The sequence below is a fragment of the Haloactinomyces albus genome, from assembly GCF_031458135.1.
Taxonomy (GTDB): domain Bacteria; phylum Actinomycetota; class Actinomycetes; order Mycobacteriales; family Pseudonocardiaceae; genus Haloactinomyces; species Haloactinomyces albus.
In genome coordinates this window covers 1143227-1160435 of sequence record NZ_JAVDXW010000001.1, presented here as the reverse complement: position 1 = coordinate 1160435, position 17209 = coordinate 1143227, and the positions used below count along the sequence as shown (strand labels likewise).

19 protein-coding genes are annotated in these 17209 nt (G+C 66.8%); 15 read left to right on the top strand and 4 right to left on the bottom strand.

The window, feature by feature from the left end; translation table 11 throughout:
• Nucleotides 1–15: 15 nt before the first annotated feature.
• Nucleotides 16–516 carry a MarR family winged helix-turn-helix transcriptional regulator gene (locus JOF55_RS05380; protein WP_310270454.1) on the bottom strand — a complete coding sequence of 167 codons (501 nt, stop codon included), beginning with the start codon at nucleotides 514–516 and terminating at the stop codon, nucleotides 16–18.
• 84 nt (nucleotides 517–600) lie between these two features.
• Here JOF55_RS05380 and JOF55_RS05375 point away from each other — a divergent pair, with 84 nt between their 5' ends.
• The 4 genes from JOF55_RS05375 to JOF55_RS05360 all read left to right on the top strand — a co-directional run bounded on the left by JOF55_RS05375 (nucleotide 601) and on the right by JOF55_RS05360 (nucleotide 4654).
• The gene (locus JOF55_RS05375; protein WP_310270451.1) at nucleotides 601–2349 is read left to right on the top strand and encodes a chloride channel protein; all 1749 of its coding nucleotides are present in this window, start codon (nucleotides 601–603) and stop codon (nucleotides 2347–2349) included.
• Between the two features lie 14 nt (nucleotides 2350–2363).
• Nucleotides 2364–3281, top strand: a complete 918-nt coding sequence (era, locus tag JOF55_RS05370) for a GTPase Era (protein WP_374727230.1) — start codon at nucleotides 2364–2366, stop codon at nucleotides 3279–3281.
• A gap of 121 nt (nucleotides 3282–3402) precedes the next feature.
• A complete protein-coding gene (locus JOF55_RS05365; RefSeq protein WP_310270447.1) occupies nucleotides 3403–4170 on the top strand; it encodes an RDD family protein in 768 nt (255 codons plus the stop codon).
• 67 nt (nucleotides 4171–4237) lie between these two features.
• Complete coding sequence (locus JOF55_RS05360; RefSeq protein WP_310270445.1) at nucleotides 4238–4654, top strand: DUF2752 domain-containing protein; 417 nt, start codon at nucleotides 4238–4240, stop codon at nucleotides 4652–4654.
• 53 nt (nucleotides 4655–4707) lie between these two features.
• Here JOF55_RS05360 and JOF55_RS05355 read toward each other — a convergent pair whose 3' ends face one another.
• Entirely contained in the window at nucleotides 4708–5142 is a 435-nt protein-coding gene (locus tag JOF55_RS05355; protein ID WP_310270444.1) for a DUF4190 domain-containing protein, read from the bottom strand.
• A 140-nt stretch (nucleotides 5143–5282) separates the two neighbouring features.
• Here JOF55_RS05355 and recO point away from each other — a divergent pair, with 140 nt between their 5' ends.
• From recO to JOF55_RS05335, 4 genes are read left to right on the top strand one after another with little or no spacing between them, the layout of a single operon-like run.
• Nucleotides 5283–6125, top strand: a complete 843-nt coding sequence (gene recO, locus JOF55_RS05350) for a DNA repair protein RecO (protein WP_310270442.1) — start codon at nucleotides 5283–5285, stop codon at nucleotides 6123–6125.
• Nucleotides 6125–6784, top strand: coding sequence for a GNAT family N-acetyltransferase (locus JOF55_RS05345; protein WP_310270440.1), 660 nt, complete (start codon nucleotides 6125–6127; stop codon nucleotides 6782–6784). Before recO ends, JOF55_RS05345 begins: the two co-directional genes overlap by 1 nt.
• 24 nt (nucleotides 6785–6808) lie before the next feature.
• Nucleotides 6809–7654, top strand: coding sequence for an isoprenyl transferase (locus tag JOF55_RS05340; RefSeq protein WP_310270438.1), 846 nt, complete (start codon nucleotides 6809–6811; stop codon nucleotides 7652–7654).
• Nucleotides 7654–8082 carry a hypothetical protein gene (locus tag JOF55_RS05335; RefSeq protein ID WP_310270437.1) on the top strand — a complete coding sequence of 143 codons (429 nt, stop codon included), beginning with the start codon at nucleotides 7654–7656 and terminating at the stop codon, nucleotides 8080–8082. Before JOF55_RS05340 ends, JOF55_RS05335 begins: the two co-directional genes overlap by 1 nt.
• 68 nt (nucleotides 8083–8150) lie before the next feature.
• On the opposite strand, the gene JOF55_RS05330 is transcribed toward JOF55_RS05335, so the two are convergent.
• Complete coding sequence (locus tag JOF55_RS05330; RefSeq protein ID WP_310270435.1) at nucleotides 8151–8570, bottom strand: Fur family transcriptional regulator; 420 nt, start codon at nucleotides 8568–8570, stop codon at nucleotides 8151–8153.
• Nucleotides 8567–9004 carry an ArsR/SmtB family transcription factor gene (locus JOF55_RS05325; RefSeq protein ID WP_374727400.1) on the bottom strand — a complete coding sequence of 146 codons (438 nt, stop codon included), beginning with the start codon at nucleotides 9002–9004 and terminating at the stop codon, nucleotides 8567–8569. The genes JOF55_RS05330 and JOF55_RS05325 overlap by 4 nt, the downstream gene beginning before the upstream one ends.
• A 435-nt stretch (nucleotides 9005–9439) precedes the next feature.
• Here JOF55_RS05325 and JOF55_RS05320 point away from each other — a divergent pair, with 435 nt between their 5' ends.
• The 7 genes from JOF55_RS05320 to JOF55_RS05290 all read left to right on the top strand — a co-directional run bounded on the left by JOF55_RS05320 (nucleotide 9440) and on the right by JOF55_RS05290 (nucleotide 17160).
• On the top strand, nucleotides 9440–10825 hold the full coding sequence (locus JOF55_RS05320; protein ID WP_374727229.1) for a glycine--tRNA ligase: 1386 nt from the start codon (nucleotides 9440–9442) through the stop codon (nucleotides 10823–10825).
• A 93-nt stretch (nucleotides 10826–10918) separates the two neighbouring features.
• The gene (locus JOF55_RS05315) at nucleotides 10919–11584 is read left to right on the top strand and encodes a YdcF family protein (RefSeq protein ID WP_310270429.1); all 666 of its coding nucleotides are present in this window, start codon (nucleotides 10919–10921) and stop codon (nucleotides 11582–11584) included.
• Between the two features lie 49 nt (nucleotides 11585–11633).
• A complete protein-coding gene (locus JOF55_RS05310; protein WP_310270427.1) occupies nucleotides 11634–12929 on the top strand; it encodes a deoxyguanosinetriphosphate triphosphohydrolase in 1296 nt (431 codons plus the stop codon).
• A 167-nt stretch (nucleotides 12930–13096) separates the two neighbouring features.
• A complete protein-coding gene (locus tag JOF55_RS05305; RefSeq protein WP_310270425.1) occupies nucleotides 13097–13291 on the top strand; it encodes a hypothetical protein in 195 nt (64 codons plus the stop codon).
• Between the two features lie 180 nt (nucleotides 13292–13471).
• A complete protein-coding gene (locus JOF55_RS05300) occupies nucleotides 13472–14581 on the top strand; it encodes a serpin family protein (protein ID WP_310270423.1) in 1110 nt (369 codons plus the stop codon).
• A gap of 135 nt (nucleotides 14582–14716) precedes the next feature.
• The gene (gene dnaG, locus JOF55_RS05295) at nucleotides 14717–16615 is read left to right on the top strand and encodes a DNA primase (protein WP_310270419.1); all 1899 of its coding nucleotides are present in this window, start codon (nucleotides 14717–14719) and stop codon (nucleotides 16613–16615) included.
• Nucleotides 16612–17160: a hypothetical protein gene (locus JOF55_RS05290; protein ID WP_310270416.1), complete on the top strand. Its 549-nt coding sequence runs from the start codon at nucleotides 16612–16614 to the stop codon at nucleotides 17158–17160. The genes dnaG and JOF55_RS05290 overlap by 4 nt, the downstream gene beginning before the upstream one ends.
• The last annotated feature ends 49 nt before the right edge of the window (nucleotides 17161–17209 follow it).

Here is a 17209-nt window from a genome sequence, read left to right as displayed (position 1 = left end):
TCAACCAGGCACCCTCTAGTCCCACTTGGTCAGCCCCGCGTCGTAGGGCGAGGTGCGGGGCGGCGGTTCCTCGCCGGCCTCGGTGAACGCCTGAAGAGCTTCGGCCAGTTCCTCGCGGCGCCGCACGGGCATCCGCTGCACGATGGCGGCGATCTCGCGCCTGCGATAGTCGGTGACCTGGTCCACCAGTTCCCGCCCGGACTTGGTGAGCCCCACCGTGATCTCGCGCCGCGATACCGGATTACTGTTGCGCTCCGCCCATCCGGCGCTGACCAGCCGATCCACGGTGCGCGTCGCGGTGGAGGGATTCACACCGAGAAGCTCGGCCAGGGCGACCAGTTTCAGCGGTCCCCGTGAGCCCAGAGCGACCAACAGGCGGAACTGGGGCAGGCTGATCGACCCGGCCACGGCTGCCACCGACTTCGCCGAAACGCCCACCAGCAGCCGGGAGGCGGTCAGCACGGTCTCGGTGATCGCGTCCACCTCATCGCCGTTCGGCGGGACATCCTCGGTCATGTCACTATTGTCACATTGACCCGCAGCGTGCAAGATTTGCATAATGCAAAAGTGGTTTCGACCGAAACTGGGGGGAGAGACGGAATGATCCCCGTACCAGTACGGCGTCCGCTCGGCATCTGGCTACGAGAACGCGGCAGTGGCCTGGTGGCCCTCGCACTCGTGATCGGTGCCGGCGCCGGACTCGGCGCCATCGCCTTCCGCTGGCTGATCACCCAGGCGACCCTGCTGTTTTCGGGACACACCGACTACGCCGCCACCCCGGGCGCGGCCCATCCCTGGCTGCCGGGACTGGGCGTCTGGTTTCTGGTGCTGGCCCCCGCCGTGGCGGGCCTGATCTACGGCCCCCTGGTGCAGTGCTTCGCCAGCGAGGCACGCGGACACGGTGTCCCCGAGGTGATGTACTCGGTGGCCGAGCGCGGCGGCCGCATCAAACCGCAGGTCAGTCTCGTCAAAGCACTCGCTTCGGCACTGTGCATCGGCTCCGGCGGCTCCGTCGGCAGGGAAGGGCCGATCGTGCAGATCGGCGCCGCACTGGGGTCCACGTTCGGGCGCCTGACCAAGCTCACCGAACATCGCCTGCGGATCCTCGTCGCCTGTGGGGCGGCCGGCGGGATCGCGGCCACGTTCAACGCGCCGCTGGCCGGGCCGTTCTTCGCGATGGAGCTGATCCTGCAGAGCTTCACGGTCGAGTCGTTCGGCGCGGTGGTGCTGGCCAGCGTGACGGCCAGCGTGGTCGGCCGTGCGGTGATGGGCAACGAAGCGTTCCTGTCCCTACCGGCCTTTCAGCTGCACAACCCCTCGCAGTTCCTGCTGTTCGCGCTGCTCGGCGTGCTCATCGGTGCTTCGGGGGTGCTGTTCAACAAGGTCCTGTATGCCGTCGAGGATCTGTGCGACCGGGTGTGGCGAGGTCCGGAATGGCTGCGTCCCGCGGTGGGTGGCCTGCTGCTGGGACTGCTGCTGCTGGTCCTGCCGCAGATGTACGGCGTCGGCTACCCGGTGTTCGGCAACGCGATCTCCGGCAGCTACACGATCGCCTTTCTCGTGCTGCTGTTGTTCGGCAAGATGCTGGCCACCAGCCTGACCATCGGTATCGGTGGTTCCGGTGGCGTGTTCGCGCCGTCGCTGTTCATCGGGGCGATGGGGGGCACCGCCTTCGGCATGGTGGCGCACGAACTCCTGCCCGGAATGGCGGGCTCGCCCGGCACCTACGGGCTGATCGGGATGGGTGCGGCATTCGCCGGTGCGACCAGGGCGCCGATCACCGGTGTGATCGTGCTGTTCGAGCTCACCGGGCAGTACTCGATCATCCTGCCGCTGATGCTGGCCGTCGTGGTCGCGACCCTGGTCAGCCGCACGATCAGCAGCGACACCGTCTACACGGCCAAGCTCCGGCGCCGCGGCATCGACCTGGACGCCCGGAATCGGCGGGGCAAGCTGCCGGATCGGATGGTGGGTACGGTCATGGAGGAACTTCCGGACAGGATTCCTGCCGCCACGGCACCTCGGGAAGCCAGCGAGCTGCTGGCTCGCTCCGGGCACGCCGTGTTGCCCGTGGTCGATGATGCGGGGCAGTACCGGGGCTGCGTGACGGCCCGCGCGGTTGCCGAGGTGCTCGGTGACGGCGAGCGCCTCGAGGAGACCGTCGGCGAGCTCGCCGAACTCCCGCCCACGGTGACGACCACGATGAAGCTGGTGGACGCGCTGGATGTCCTCGTGCAAGCGGAAGGAACCGGCTTGCCGGTGCTCGATGCCGACGAGAGCGGGCTGGTGGGCTGGATCAGCCACCAGACGCTCCTGGGCTCGATGTGCACCGCCGCCCGAACCCGCTGAGGCGACCAGCGACAATGGGTGACGTGACCAGCTCAACCGAAACGCACCGCTCCGGGTTCGCCTGTTTCGTCGGCCGCCCCAACGCAGGCAAGTCCACGCTGACCAACGCGCTCGTCGGCACGAAGGTGGCGATCACCTCCAGCAAGCCGCAGACGACGCGACACGCGATCCGCGGCATCGTGCACCGCCCGGACGCCCAGCTGGTCATCGTGGACACCCCCGGTGTTCACCGGCCACGTACACTGCTCGGCGAGCGTCTCAACGACCTCGTGCACGAGACGTGGTCCGAGGTCGATGTGGTGGGGTTCTGCGTTCCCGCCGACGAGAAGATCGGACCCGGTGACCGCTACATCGCGGCGGAACTGGCCAAGGTAGCCAGGCGCACTCCGGTGGTGGGCATCGTCACGAAGACGGACCTGGTGCGCAAGGAGCAGGTGGCCGAGCAACTGCTCGCCCTGCAGGAGATGATGGAATTCGCCGATCTGGTACCCGTCTCGGCCGTGGACGAGTACCAGGTGGATGTGCTCTCCGATCTTCTCGTGCAGCACATGCCGGAAGGTCCGCAGCTCTATCCCGACGGTGAAATCACCGACGAGCCGGAAGCCACGTTGATCTCCGAGCTGATCCGGGAGGCGGCGCTGGAGGGGGTGCGGGACGAACTGCCGCACTCGCTGGCCGTGGGCATCGAGGAGATGCACCCGCGCGAGGGGCACAAGAACCTCATCGACATCTATGCCGTGATCTATGTGGAGCGCAAGAGCCAGAAGGCGATCGTCATCGGCCGGGGTGGTGAACGGCTCCGCGAGGTCGGGGCGGGAGCCCGCAAGCACATCCAGGCCTTGCTGGGCAGCAAGATCTACCTGGATCTGCATGTCAAGATCGCCAAGGAGTGGCAGCGTGATCCGAAACAGCTTCGCCGTTTGGGATTCTGATCACCGTTTGGTCGAGATCGTCCGGAATCGGCACCACGGGGCTTGCTTCTGGGGTACGTTCCTGCGCGGTCGCGTACAGCGTCGGCCGTAGCCCGCATCGCAGAATTCGAAGGAAGCGTTCGTGAGCAATCCGTATGGCGGTCCGCCGTCCGGTCCCCAGCCCCAACAGCCCCACGGCCAGCAGGGCTACGGCCCACCGTCCGGCCCCGTGCCGCCGCAGCCGTACGGGCAGCAGGGTTATGGGCCGCCGTACGGTGTGCCTTCGGCCTACGGGGTTCCCGGCCATCCGGGAATGGTGGTCCATCCTTACGGTCGGCCGGCTGAATGGGGCACGCGCGTGCTGGGGTACCTGCTGGATGGAGGCATCCCCGGAGTTGCCGCCGGTATTTCCATCCTTCTCGGGTTCATGATCGGCTCGCTCATCGCCGGTAACGGTAGTGACGCCGCCGCGACTGTATTTCTCATCGTGATGCTGCTACTCGGAAGCCTGGGATCGACGGCGTTCAGTATCTGGAACGTAGCGTACCGGCGGGGGACCACGGGCCAGACCATCGGCCAGCAGGTCGTCAAGATCAGGACCGTCAGCGAGGACCACGGCGGGCCCATCGGCTTCGGCAACGCGTTCCTGCGGCAGCTCTGTCACATCCTGGACTCGGCTCCCTGCAACGTTGGATTCCTCGCACCGCTGTGGGAGGAGAAGAACCAGACCTGGGCGGACAAGATCATGCGGACCGTGGTGGTCACTGTCGAGCAGCCGGGATCCGCTATGCCGCCGATGGGTCAGCCGGGCTACGCGGGCTACGCGGGCTACCCGGCCCAACCGGGTCATCCAAGTGGTGGCTTTCCTGCTCAGCCACCCGGATACGGTCAGCCACCGCAGCAGTGGTGATCCGTCGGACGTGGTCTTCGGCCGCACCGTCCGGAAGACCGCGCTTTCGAACAGAGGTGATCGGGCAGTGCTCGAGTACGCCCGCATCCCCGTGGGGAGGATGCCGCGCACCTCCCGGTTGATCGCCGTCACCGGTGCCCTCGGGCTCGCTCTGGGGACCGGTGTGTTGCCCGTTCCGTGTCCGCTCAACCTGGTGACCGGCCTGGACTGCCCGTTCTGCGGTGGTAGCCGCATGATCGGTGCGCTGTTGCGAGCCGACTTCGCGAGGGTCCTGGACCTGAACGCTTTCGCGCTGCTGATCCTGCTACCACTGGTCGCCGTGGTGCTGTTCGCCATGGCTCGCCGGGAACTCGGGTATGCGAGCAGCCATTGGCCGCGCGGCGTACTCGGCCGGGTTTCCGGATACGCCTTGATCACCGCGGGGGTGGCGTGGGGAGTGCTCCGGAACCTGCCGTTCGAGCCGTTCACCGCACTACGCGCCTGAGCATCGTGAAGTCCCGAGCCGTGGAGACTCGGGCACTGCGTGCCGGTGCCCGATTATCCGAGAGTGCTTGTGGTGGCCACCACCATCATCAGGATCACGAATGTCAGGTAGGCGAGGATGAAGCCGGTGATGATCCACCCGATGATCACACCCGCGAGAGCCATTCCCGCACCGTCGTAGTACGGCTCCTCCCTGATGCGCTTGCGCGCCATATGGCCGGTGATCACACCCCCGATGGCAGGCAGCCCGCACACCAGACCGGCCAGGGACAGGATCAACGACGCCGTCGCCAACGAGTGCGTGGGCCGGTAGGGCGCCAGGTAGCCGTAAACGGGTACCCCTGCCTGCGGGTAGGAAGCCTGTGGATGGGCAGCCTCGGAAGCAGGCGGCATGTTGTGCGGGAAACCCAGCGGAGAGCCGGAGCCGTACGGGTCGTACTGGTGCGGACCCTGGCTGCCGTAGTAGCCCTGGCCGTATGGGTTGGTCATCGATGCCCTTTCCGTGGTCGCGGCAGGAAACCTAAACAATGTGGTGGATCTTGACAAACCGCCCCACAGGTGGGGATGTGTTGGGTGGCCTGCCTCGGGCACGCTGCCGTGCTTCTCCCCGCGAGTGGGAAGATGGCGGCGTGAGCCTCTACCGGGATTCCGCGGTTGTGCTGCGGGTGCAGAAGCTGGGCGAGGCCGATCGGATCATCACCCTGCTGACCCGCCGCTACGGCAAGGTGCGCGCCGTGGCCAAGGGAGTGCGCCGCACGACGTCGAGATTCGGTGCCCGCGTGGAGCCGTTCTGCCACGTGGACGTCCAGCTCCACACCGGGCGCAGCCTCGACGTGATCACGCAGGTGCAGACCCTGGATGCGTTCGGCGGCGGCATCGTCGACGACTATCAGCGTTACACCTCGGCGTGCGCGGTGCTGGAAACCGTCGATCGGCTCGTGGCGGAAGAAGGCGAGCCGGTCCTGCGGGCGTACCTGCTGGTGGTCGGTGCCCTGCGCGCGCTCTCCGGGCGGGAGCGGGATGCCTCTCTGGTGCTCGACGCGTTCGTACTGCGCGCGATGTCGTTCGCGGGCTGGTCCCCCGCGCTGACCGAGTGCGCTCGGTGTGGGGCGCCGGGCACGCACGAAGCGTTCAGTGTCGCCGCGGGCGGCTCGGTGTGTCCCGAATGCAGGCCCGCGGGTTCGGTGCGCCCGGCGCCGCGGACATTGCCTCTGCTGGAGGCGCTGTTGCACGGTGACTGGGCCGCGGCGGAGTCCGCCACCGAGCCGGTGCGGCGCGAGGGCAGTGGACTGGTGGCCGCACACCTGCAGTGGCACCTGGAGCGGCAACTACGGTCGTTGCCGCTGGTGGAACGTCGCGGATCGGAGAGCAAAACCCCCGAGATCATCCGGGAACGCGCCGCGGAGCTGGACAACAGCGACCTCGCCGGGGGTGTGACCGCGTTGTCGAACACCTCGGAAGTATTCGACTGATGCGGGTTCGCAGTTACCGACCGCGCGATGCCGAGGCGGTACACCGGATCTGTGTGGCCACCGGGGATGCCGGGGACCCGGCATCGGGCATCCTGCGGGATCCGCACTTGGCCGCCTACGTGTTCGCCGACCCCTACCTGCTGCTGCAGCCGGAGATGGCCTTCGTCGCCGAACGCGATGACGGTGTCGTACTCGGATACGTCGTCGCCGCGTTGAACTCCCCCGAGTTCTACGCGCGTTGGCAGCTGGAGTGGGCGCCGCGTTTCGTCGCCAGTCACCCCGCGAGTTGCGCTGCCGACATGCGTGACGCCGATGAACAGCTCCGCACTCTGCTGCACCAGCCGCGCCGCCTGCTGTCGACGGATCTCGACACCTATCCTTCGCACCTGCACATCAATCTTCTGGAGAGCGCGCGGCGTCAGGGTGCGGGACGACTGTTGCTGGAAACCCTGTTCGGTGAGCTGGCCCGTGCGGGCTCACCCGGTGTGCAACTGGGCGTGCGGGCGAGCAACACCGGGGCTCAGGCTTTCTACCGTGCCATCGGCATGGACAGGCTGGCCTCCCGTGGCGGACTCGCGGTCCGGTTCGGGCAACCACTCCACGGTGTGAGCCGTCCGCTCCGGGAGAATGAACAGCCGGTGCACAACGGACTCGGCTGACAAAGGACGAAGGAGACACCACACATGCTGCGACGCCGTGGGCGAGGAGAGGACGACCCGAGTGTGCGGGCACCGGATCCACATCCGGACGGGGCTCAGCCACCGGAACTTCCCCCGGAGCTGGTGCCCAACCATGTCGCCGTCGTCATGGATGGCAACGGGCGATGGGCCAACGAGCGCGGCCTGCCGAGGGTCGAGGGGCACAAGCAGGGTGAAGCGGTGGTGCTCGAACTCGCCAAGGGCGCCATCGAACTGGGTGTGCAGTGGTTGTCGCTGTATGCTTTCTCCACCGAGAATTGGAAGCGCAGTCCGGAGGAAGTGAAGTTCCTCATGGGCTTCAACCGCGACGTCATCCGTCGCCGGGTCGACGAGCTCGACGAGATGGGTGTCCGCGTGCGGTGGGCAGGGCGACGCCCGAAGTTGTGGCGCAGTGTCGTCAACGAGCTGCGTTCCGCCGAGTCCCGAACCGAGAACAACCAGGTCATGAACCTGACCATGTGCGTCAACTACGGCGGTCGTGCCGAGATCGGTGATTCCGCACGGGAGATCGCCAGGTTGGCGGCCGCAGGAAAGATCAATCCGGACAAGGTCGACGAGCGGACCGTGGCCCGCCATCTCCATCAACCGAAGATGCCGGATGTCGATCTGTTCATCCGGCCCTCCGGAGAGCGTCGGACCTCGAACTTCTTGCTCTGGCAGTCCGCATACGCGGAACTGGTGTTCCAGGACACCCTGTTTCCCGATGTGGATCGTCGTCACCTGTGGCGCGCATGTGAGGCCTATGCGCGCAGGGACCGGCGTTTCGGCGGTGCGATCGATCGCAGTGCGCAGGGTGAGAATTCCACCGAACCAGCCCAGGAGGGCCATTGATGACTCAGGAGGCAGCCACGACCGCGGAGTTGTTGACCGCGGCCAAGGAAGCATTGGAGGCCTATCACGATGTGCACGTCGACGACGACGGCGCGCTGACGTTCCGGCACTCCGAGGTGCCCTGCGCCGTTCAGGCCATGCAGCTGGCCGAGGGGCTGACGGTGCTGAGCCTGACCTGCGTCGTGGCGTGGGATCTTCCGCAGGACGACAAACTGGCCCAGTCGGCGGCGGAGCGGGCCGGACAGGGCTTGTTCGGCACGCTCGGTGTCGTTCGCACCGAACGTGGTATGGACGTGACTCTGCGCTACGCGTTCCCCGCTCAGGGCATGGCGGCTTCGCCGTTGGGCACATTGCTGATGCTGGTGGTCTCCACGGCCTCGCAGCTTCGCGCCGAACTCATCGGTGAGGCCGCCCCGAACGAGCAGTGACGGGAGGCGAGTACTGACGGCGTCAATACCGAGGCAGGCGCCTGCGGGGCGGCCGCGGGGCCGGTGGCTCAGCTGCTCCTGCACTCGGGGCAGACGCCGAGGATCTCCACGGTGTGGCTGACGTCGGAAAAACCGTGCTCCCGCGCGATCCGCTCCGCCCAGTCCTCCACCGGGGGGTCGGCGACCTCGACGGTGCGGCCACACGTGCGGCAGACCAGGTGGTGGTGATGGTGGCTGGAGCACCGACGATAGACCGCCTCACCGGATTCGGTGCGCAGCACGTCGATCTCCCCGGCCTCCGCAAGGCTCTGCAGGGTGCGGTAGACCGTCGTCAGGCCGATTCCCTCGCCCTGGTTGCGCAACTGCTCGTGCAGTTCCTGCGCCGACCGGAAATCGTTGATCTCGTTGAGCAGCTTCGACACGGCGGCTCGCTGCTTGGTGGCCCGGAGGCCGGGGACCGCGGCTGCGGGATGCTCGCCGGTGGTCACGCTGTCTCCTGTCGGTGTCGGCTGTGCTGTGCCAAAGTTGCCGTGGATTCGGTGTGGGCCCCGGGCGATGGTGTCCCGGCTGATTGCGCCCGGGACGATTGTGCACCGGAGGTTTCCTCCGCATGGGCAACCGCGTCCACCACGATATGCGCCAGGTGCTCGTCGACGAGGCGGTACACGACCTCGCGGCCGCGGCGTTGTCCGTGGACGACACCGGCGGATTTCAGCACCCGCAGGTGCTGACTGATCAGTGGCTGGGTCACCCCGAGCGCATCGACCAGTTCGTGCACACAGCACTCGGCGGCACGCAATTGCAGGACGATGGAAATACGAATCGGTGCGGCCAGCGCCCGGAGCAGTTCCCCTGCCTCGGAGAGTGTCGCTGCAGCGTAGCGGGGAGCGGGATATGGTGCGGTCCGCTCCGGAGAGCACAGATCCTGCCCTGCGGTTTCGGGGTATCCTGCGGTTTCGGGCGGTGTTGCGATTTCCGGATGCCCGGTGGGCTCGGGATTTTCCGCAACGGGGCGCTCTGCGCCGTGTCTCTCCGTGCTCGTCGAATCACCGCGATCCGTGGTCGGCCGCGCCTTTTCTGGAACGGGATCCGGACCGGCGGCGGGCATGACTTCCTCTCCGGTGAGCCTCGGGCATTCGCCTCACCTCGAACACGGATGTTTTCCGCCTCCATCGTACTGGTCGAGCCGGTGCGTACGGCGGACCTGAGCCCGCCACGTCGAAACGGGAGCGTTCCGGCGGACAGCGGTGGGGGCGGACCGCGCCTCGGCACCGGCTGAGTACGCTGGGAGAATCATCGTCATCCCAGTTCGGCCAACCCCGACTGGATCGGCCCCCTTGACCAGCGTGGAGTGAACGTGCCCGCCGACCAGATCGACACGATCGTCAACCTGTGCAAGCGTCGTGGTTTCGTCTACCCGAGTGGTGAGATCTACGGCGGTACTCGGTCTGCATGGGACTACGGCCCGCTCGGCGTGGAACTCAAGGACAACATCAAGCGCCAGTGGTGGCGGTACATGGTGCAGGGCCGCGACGACATCGTGGGGCTGGACTCCTCGGTGATCCTGCCGCGCCAGGTGTGGGAGGCCTCCGGTCACGTCCAGGAGTTCGTCGACCCGCTGGTGGAGTGCACCTTCTGTCACCAGCGTTTCCGCTCCGATCAACTCGTCGAGGAATACGTGGAACGCACCGGCAAGGACATCGCCGAGGGCGATCTCGGTGATGTGCCGTGCCCCAACTGCGGAACCCGGGGCCGGTTCACCGAGCCGAAGATGTTCAACGGCCTGCTCAAGACCTTCCTCGGACCGGTGGACACCGAGGAAGGCCTGCACTATCTGCGGCCGGAAACCGCGCAGGGCATCTTCATCAACTTCCTCAACGTGATGACCACGGCACGCAAGAAGCCACCGTTCGGCATCGGCCAGGTCGGCAAGTCGTTCCGCAACGAGGTCACGCCCGGCAACTTCATCTTCCGCACCCGCGAGTTCGAGCAGATGGAGATGGAGTTCTTCGTCGAACCCGGCGAGGATGAGCAGTGGCACCAGTACTGGATCGACAACCGCACCGAGTGGTACACCGACCTGGGAGTCGATCCGAACAATCTGCGCCATTACGAGCACCCGAAGGACAAGCTGTCGCACTACTCGAAACGCACCGTCGACATCGAGTACCGCTTCGGCTTCTCCGGCCAGGAGTGGGGTGAGCTCGAAGGTGTCGCCAACCGCACCGACTTCGACCTCTCGACGCATTCCAATCATTCCGGGGTGGACCTGTCCTATTTCGATCAGGTGAGCAACTCCCGCTACCGCCCGTACGTCATCGAGCCCGCGGCCGGTGTCGGCAGGCCGATGATGGCTTTCCTCATCGATGCCTACCGTGAGGACGAGGCCGCCAACGCCAAGGGCGGCGTCGACAAGCGTGTCGTGCTCCAACTGGATCGGCGGCTGGCACCGGTCAAGGTCGCGGTACTGCCGCTGTCGCGTAACGCCGACCTGTCTCCGCAGGCACGTGATGTGGCCGCACGCCTGCGGCGGAACTGGAACATCGACTTCGACGATGCGGGTGCGATCGGCCGCCGTTACCGTCGGCACGACGAGATCGGTACGCCGTTCTGCGTGACGATCGATTTCGACTCGTTGTCCGACCACGCGGTCACGGTCCGCGAGCGCGACACGATGGCTCAGGAGCGCGTGGCCATGGATCAACTGGAGTCGTACCTCGCCGCGCGCCTCATCGGCTGCTAGGCGGTGTCCGGTTGGTCCTGTGGCGGGGGCGTGCGGTTTTGCCGGAAATTGCCACAGCGCGGGATCCGGTGAGGGTCTGAAACGATGAGTGGCGTGACTTTCCATGACACCACCCGAGGAACCCGTTCCAGGCCACATCCCGTTCGGCCGGGGCGGCGTCTCGTCTTCGGTACCGCACTGGTGGCGTTGTTGGTGGTCGTGGGCACCGGGGTGCGGGTGTGGCAGGTCGCTCGGGTCGATCAGGCGCGGCAGGCCGACATGATCGTCGTTCTGGGGGCCGCCCAGTACAACGGTGAGCCTTCCGAAGTGCTCCAGGCACGCCTGGAGCACGCCCTCGATCTGTACCGACAGGGCTATTCCGAGTACATCGTGACGGTGGGGGGCAACCAGGCCGGGGACAACTACACCGAGGCTCAGGCCGGCCGGATGTGGCTGGTCGACCACGGTGTCTCCCCGGAGAGCGTCGTCGACGTCGAAACGGGCCGGGACACGCTGCGCAGTATCCGTGCGGTGGCGAATCTGGCCGAACAACGCGCGTGGCAGACAGCACTGATCGTCAGTGACCCGTGGCACTCGCTGCGGTCCCGGATCATGGCCGACAATGCGGGACTGCGGGCGTGGACATCACCCACCCGGACCGGCCCGATCGTGCGGACTCGCGAGATCCAGCGGCAGTACATTCTGCGGGAGACAGCGGCCCTGCTGTACTACCGCCTGACCCACTCCTCCGCGGAGATTTCCGGGGCGGGCCTGGGATAGCGGTCGCGTTCGCGGGAGTTCGACGGCTCGGCATCGTAGGCTGTGGCCGATGGAACCCGGTGATCCGCCCGGATACGGTGAGCACGACACCGAGCGGCTCCTGCCGGAGCCGCCGAAAGAGGCTGCCCTGCCCGGTTCGGAAGTGGCGAACCGGACCGACTTCGCCAGGGACCGCGCGCGGGTACTGCACTCCGCCGCACTCCGTCGCCTGGCTGGGAAAACCCAGGTCATGGGGCCGGGTGAGGGTGATGTTCCGCGTACGCGGTTGACTCACTCGCTGGAGGTCGCCCAGATCGGACGGGGAATCGCGCACGAACTGGGCGCCGATGTGGACGTGGTCGATACCGCGGGATTGGCCCACGATCTCGGCCATCCGCCGTTCGGGCACAACGGAGAGGAGGCCTTGCATGCCCTTGCGGAGGGCTGTGGCGGCTTCGAGGGCAATGCCCAGAGCTTGCGCATCCTGACACGGCTCGAACCCAAGCTGGTCGATTCCGGTGGTACCGGGCGCGGGCTCAACCTCACGCGCGCGAGCCTCGATGCGGCGACCAAATACCCGTGGCCGAAGCAACCGGGCAACACCAAGTTCGGTGTGTACGACTCCGACCTCGACGTGTTCGAGTGGATGCGCCAGGGTGCCCCTGCGGGGCAGCGATGCCTGGAGGCCCAGATCATGGATTGGGCCGACGATGTGGCGTACTCGGTGCACGATGTCGAGGACGGGGTGCATTCCGGTCGGATCTCACTGCGGGCGTTGGCACGGCCGGAGGAGCGCACGGAGATCGTGCGGATGGCGGCGAAGCACTTCCGGCACGAAACCCGCTCGCCGGAAACCGTCGAACTGCTCGAACCGGCCGCCATGGAACTGGTCGAGCTGCCCGCTGTTGCCGCAGTGCTGGATTACGACGGATCACTGCAGGCTCAAGTCGCATTGAAGCGACTGACCAGTGAACTCGTCGGTCGGTTCGCCACTGCCGCGGTATCGGACACCCGAAGCGCGTTCGGGCCGGGGCCGCTGACGCGGTACCGCGCCGCCCTGGTGCTTCCGAAGAAGGTGGTCGCCGAGGTCACGGTCCTCAAGGCGGTGGCGTTGCGCTATGTCATGAGCGATCCCGAACGGTTGCGGCTGCAGCGGCGCCAGCGCGTGGTGTTGACCGAGCTGGTCCGGGCGCTCGTCGAGACGGCGCCGGGTTCGCTGGATCCCGCACTGGCCATGGCGTGGCGGGGTGCCGATGACGACAGTGCCCGGCTCCGGGTGGTGCTGGACCAGGTTGCCTCGCTGACCGATGCTCAAGCCTCCGCGTGGCATCAACAGTGTGTAGGCACCGACTCGGCGATGATGTGACCTATGTCAGGTCAGGCGGCATAAGCCGGACCCCTTTCGGCAAAATACTTACACAGCGTATCGTTTATTCGGATCAGCGTCGCTGATTCGGGTGAACCCCCGATCCCGACCCCGACCCCGTACTCTGCGGCCGGGCGCCCCGAGCCCACGCCGCAAGGAGAAACGCCGTGACCGAGCAACCGAACCGGCACTACATCCAGAAGCTCGTCGCCGATGGCGAGCCGTACATCAACACCGACGATCTGGCCGCCTGGGTCAACGACCTGCGCTGGCAGGACCCCGAAGCACAGCGCGCAGCCGACTACATCGCCCAGGAACTTCGTCTCATGGGACTGTCGGACATCGAAGAGTCGCTCCGGTGAGACGGGCCCGATAGGGCAAGCCGGTGAGAGAGACCGGTGGACCGGGTACCGACGAGTCGCCTCGGTGATTGCCGAGCGGCTCGCCGGGCTCCGTCCGGCGCCTGCGACTGGCAGACTCGGTGACGGTTCGACCGATCATCGATGTCGAACCCGCCCATGTGGAGGGAGTCCAGCGCGGCCGTGAGCAACCACCTCGACTTCAGCCTGTCCCTGCATCGTCAGCTCACCCCTCCTGCGAAGGAGAACTTCTGCTGGTCGCCCTACTCGGTGGCCAGTGCCCTGGGGTTGGCCGCGGCCGCTACGGGCGGTCGCACCCGTGCGGAACTGTTCACAGCGTTGCGTGCCACGGAAAGCAACGCCGGTCTCACCGAACTCCTCGAATTGCTCGGCGGTGCGGCCGATCCGGGCAACCTCGGTGCCGAGGACGCTCCGGAACTGGCCGTCGCCAATACGCTGTGGGCCGACGAGGCACTCCCGGTCGAGGAGTCCTACCTGCAGGCGATCCGGGACTGGCCGGGCAGCGCGCTGCGGAACACGGCATTCCGGTCGGCTCCGGACCAGGCGCGTCGGCGGATCAACGCCGATGTCGCCGAAACCACGCGCGGTTTGATCCCGGAATTGCTCCACCCCGGCACGGTCGATCCCGACACGGTGGCAGCCCTGGTCAATGCCCTGTACCTGAAAGCTTCATGGACCGAGCCCTTCGACGAGCACGCCACCGAGCCCGTTCCTTTCCACACCCCGTGGGGGAGACGAGACGTGCCCACGATGCGAGTGACGCGCCTGCTCGGTTATGCCTCCCACGACGGGTGGCAGGTGGTGACTCTGCCCACCGCAGGCGATGTCGAAGCCGTGGTGCTGCTCCCGGACGGTGAACCGGGGCCTGCCGAGTCCGGTCTGGACGCCGCGCGGCTGGATGCCCTGGTGTCCTCGGCCGGACAGCGGCGCATCGAGTTGCTGCTGCCCCGGTTCGAGGTGACGGGAGATGCCGAGCTACAACGCCCGCTCGGCGCACTCGGGGCGCACACGCTGTTCACCCCGGCGGCCGACTTCTCCCCGTTGACCACATCCCCACTGCGCGTGTCGGCGATGGTGCACCAGTCGGTGCTGCGGGTGGACGAGCACGGGCTCGAAGGTGCCGCCGCCACCGCCGCCGTGATGCGCCTTGTCTCCGCGGTCCGGGAGGAGGAGCCGATCCGGGTCGAGGTCGATCGCCCGTTCCTGTTCCTCGTGCGGCACCGCCCGACCGGTGCGCTCTACTTCCTCGCGCGGGTGGTCGACCCGAGCTGAACAGTGTCGCCGTACCCGGCCTCCTGCCTGCTCGATGCCGGTGGGGGCGCTGCCAATTTCTCGCGAAATTTCACAACGGCCCGGGTGATGGGGAGACCGTCGGCCGACCTGCCCCCGACCTCTAAACTGGCGGGCGTGGCGGGACGGATCCGGGAAAGCGACATCGCCGAAGTCCGCGAACGTAACCGGATCGACGATGTCGTCGGCGAGTATGTCGCGTTGCGCGGCGCAGGCGGTGGTGCTCTCAAGGGCTTGTGCCCGTTCCACGACGAGAAGACACCATCGTTCAACGTGCGCTCCAGTCACGGCACCTTCCACTGCTTCGGATGCGGTGAGGGCGGCGATGTCATCGCGTTTCTGATGAAGACCGAACACCTCGGCTTCGTCGAATCCGTGGAACGGCTGGCGGATCGTGCGGGAGTCGAACTCCGCTACTCCGATGGTGGTCCGACGGTGCGGCGCGAGCCGGGTACCCGGGCGCGACTGGTGGAGGCGCACCGTGTGGCGGCGGATTTCTACGCCGAACAGCTGCGTTCGCCGGAGGCACAGCCGGCCCGGGAGTTCCTCGCCGAGCGAGGGTTCGATGAGGCCGCCGCGACCATGTTCGGCTGTGGGTTCGCCCCGAGCGGCTGGGACCGGCTGACGAAGCATCTGCTGGGCAAGGGCTTTGATCTGGAGGAGCTCTACAAGGCGGGACTGTCCAGGGAAGGGCGCCGCGGACCGATCGACCGGTTCCATCGGCGCCTGCTCTGGCCGCTGAAGGATCTGGGTGGGGACGTGGTCGGCTTCGGAGCACGGCGCATCTTCGACGATGACCCGATCGAAGCCAAGTACGTCAACACCTCGGCCACGCCGATCTTCAACAAGTCACAGGTGCTGTTCGGTATCGACCTGGCCAAGCGCGAGATCGCCAAACGGCATCAGGCCGTGGTCGTCGAGGGCTACACCGACGTGATGGCGATGCACCTGGCCGGGGTGCCCACGGCGATCGCCTCCTGCGGTACCGCGTTCGGCGATGAGCATGTCGCCGTGCTGCGCCGGCTCATGATGGACGACGACGCCTTCCGCGGCGAGGTGATCTACACCTTCGACGGCGACGAGGCCGGACAGAAGGCCGCGTTGAAGGCCTTCGACGGTGAGCAGCAGTTCGCCACCCAGACCTACGTCGCGATCACGCCCGACGGCATGGATCCGTGCGAGCTGCGGCAGAATTCCGGTGACGCGGCGGTGCGGGATCTGGTCGCGCGGCGGCGGCCGCTGTTCGAATTCGCCATCCGCAGCCTGCTGACCGGGTACGACCTGGATTCGGTGGAGGGCCGGGTGGCGGCGCTGCAGCGCACTGTGCCGCTGGTCGCCCAGATCAAGGACCCCGCCAGCCGAGACGGTTATGCCGTCAACCTGACGTGGTGGACCGGCTGGGACGACGAGAAGCAGGTCGTACGACGCGTTCGTGAGTCGGCCGGAGGGACCTCCGCCAAACCACGGAGGAAGCAGGCACGGCCTGCCGGGCAGGAGACGCTGGGAACCGAGGCCGAACTGCCGCCACGACCGCCTCGGCATGATCTTCCTCGCTGGTCACAGCGCGAGACGCTGAAGGCCGCGCTGCAGATGCCTGCCCTGGCCGGCCCGGTTTACGACTCGCTGCCGGAGGAGGCCTTCACCGAGCCCGTTTACAAAGAGCTGCACCAGGCGATACTCGCGGCGGGTGGCACCGTGTCGGGGCTTGCCGGTCCGGCGCTGATCAATGCTGTGCATCAGTGCTGTGACAGTGCGGTGGCTCGCAGTCTGCTCACTCAACTCGCCGTGGAGACGCCGGACACGAAATCCGAGCAGGATCATCGGTACGTCACCGGAGTGATCGCCAGATTGCAGGAGAACCTCGTGGCAGGCCAGATTGCCGACATCAAGTCGCGCGTGCAGCGGTTGTCGCCGCTGGATGACGCCGATGAGTATCATGCGCTGTTCGGTGACCTGGTGGCGCTGGAGCAGTACCGCAAGTCGTTGCTGGAGCAGGCCATGGGTGGTGTCGTATGATCTCGTGGCTGCGGCGGTTTCTGGCGCGCCTGAGCGGAACGGCCGCCCTGCCCCGTGACTTCCGCGGTTGCCTGGAACCGGACGAGCAGGTCCTGGCTGTTGCCGAAAGCGGTGGCGGCGCGCTGGTCGCCACGAGTCTGGGCCTGTGGCTGCCGGAGGGCGATTCCCCACGACGTGTCGGATGGCACCTGCTGAGCAAGGCGACCTGGAATGGCGGAGTGCTGACCCTGATCGAGGCCGAGGAGTCCGGCACGGCGGGTTCGGCCGTGCTGCTACGCGATCGCTCTGCGCAGCGGTTCGCGCTGTCCTCGCCCGGGCGTGTGCCCGAGACGGTGCACGCGCGAGTGACGGGATCGATTCGATCGAGCCATCATCGTGAGCTTCCCGGCGGAGGTGCCTGGTTCGTACAGCGCCGAATCCCCGGCCGGGACGGCATCGTCCTGCAGGTACGAGCCGACCGTGGCACGGACGAGCAAGCGCTGACCGGGTTTGCGTCCGAGGTGTCCGAGCGGATGCGTGCGGTACGCGAATCCCGCCGACAGTGAGCGCTGCCCGCCGAGTACTCGCGTGCACTGATCATCGGCGATACAGTAC

Coding starts and splice junctions, on each gene's coding strand:
- JOF55_RS05290 (WP_310270416.1), top strand. CDS start 16,612: ATGATCTCGTGGCTGCGGCGGTTTCTGGCGCGCCTGAGCGGAACGGCC.
- era (WP_374727230.1), top strand. CDS start 2,364: ATGGGTGACGTGACCAGCTCAACCGAAACGCACCGCTCCGGGTTCGCC.
- JOF55_RS05375 (WP_310270451.1), top strand. CDS start 601: ATGATCCCCGTACCAGTACGGCGTCCGCTCGGCATCTGGCTACGAGAA.
- JOF55_RS05340 (WP_310270438.1), top strand. CDS start 6,809: ATGCTGCGACGCCGTGGGCGAGGAGAGGACGACCCGAGTGTGCGGGCA.
- JOF55_RS05380 (WP_310270454.1), bottom strand. CDS start 516: ATGACCGAGGATGTCCCGCCGAACGGCGATGAGGTGGACGCGATCACC.
- JOF55_RS05355 (WP_310270444.1), bottom strand. CDS start 5,142: ATGACCAACCCATACGGCCAGGGCTACTACGGCAGCCAGGGTCCGCAC.
- JOF55_RS05335 (WP_310270437.1), top strand. CDS start 7,654: ATGACTCAGGAGGCAGCCACGACCGCGGAGTTGTTGACCGCGGCCAAG.
- JOF55_RS05310 (WP_310270427.1), top strand. CDS start 11,634: ATGGAACCCGGTGATCCGCCCGGATACGGTGAGCACGACACCGAGCGG.
- JOF55_RS05345 (WP_310270440.1), top strand. CDS start 6,125: ATGCGGGTTCGCAGTTACCGACCGCGCGATGCCGAGGCGGTACACCGG.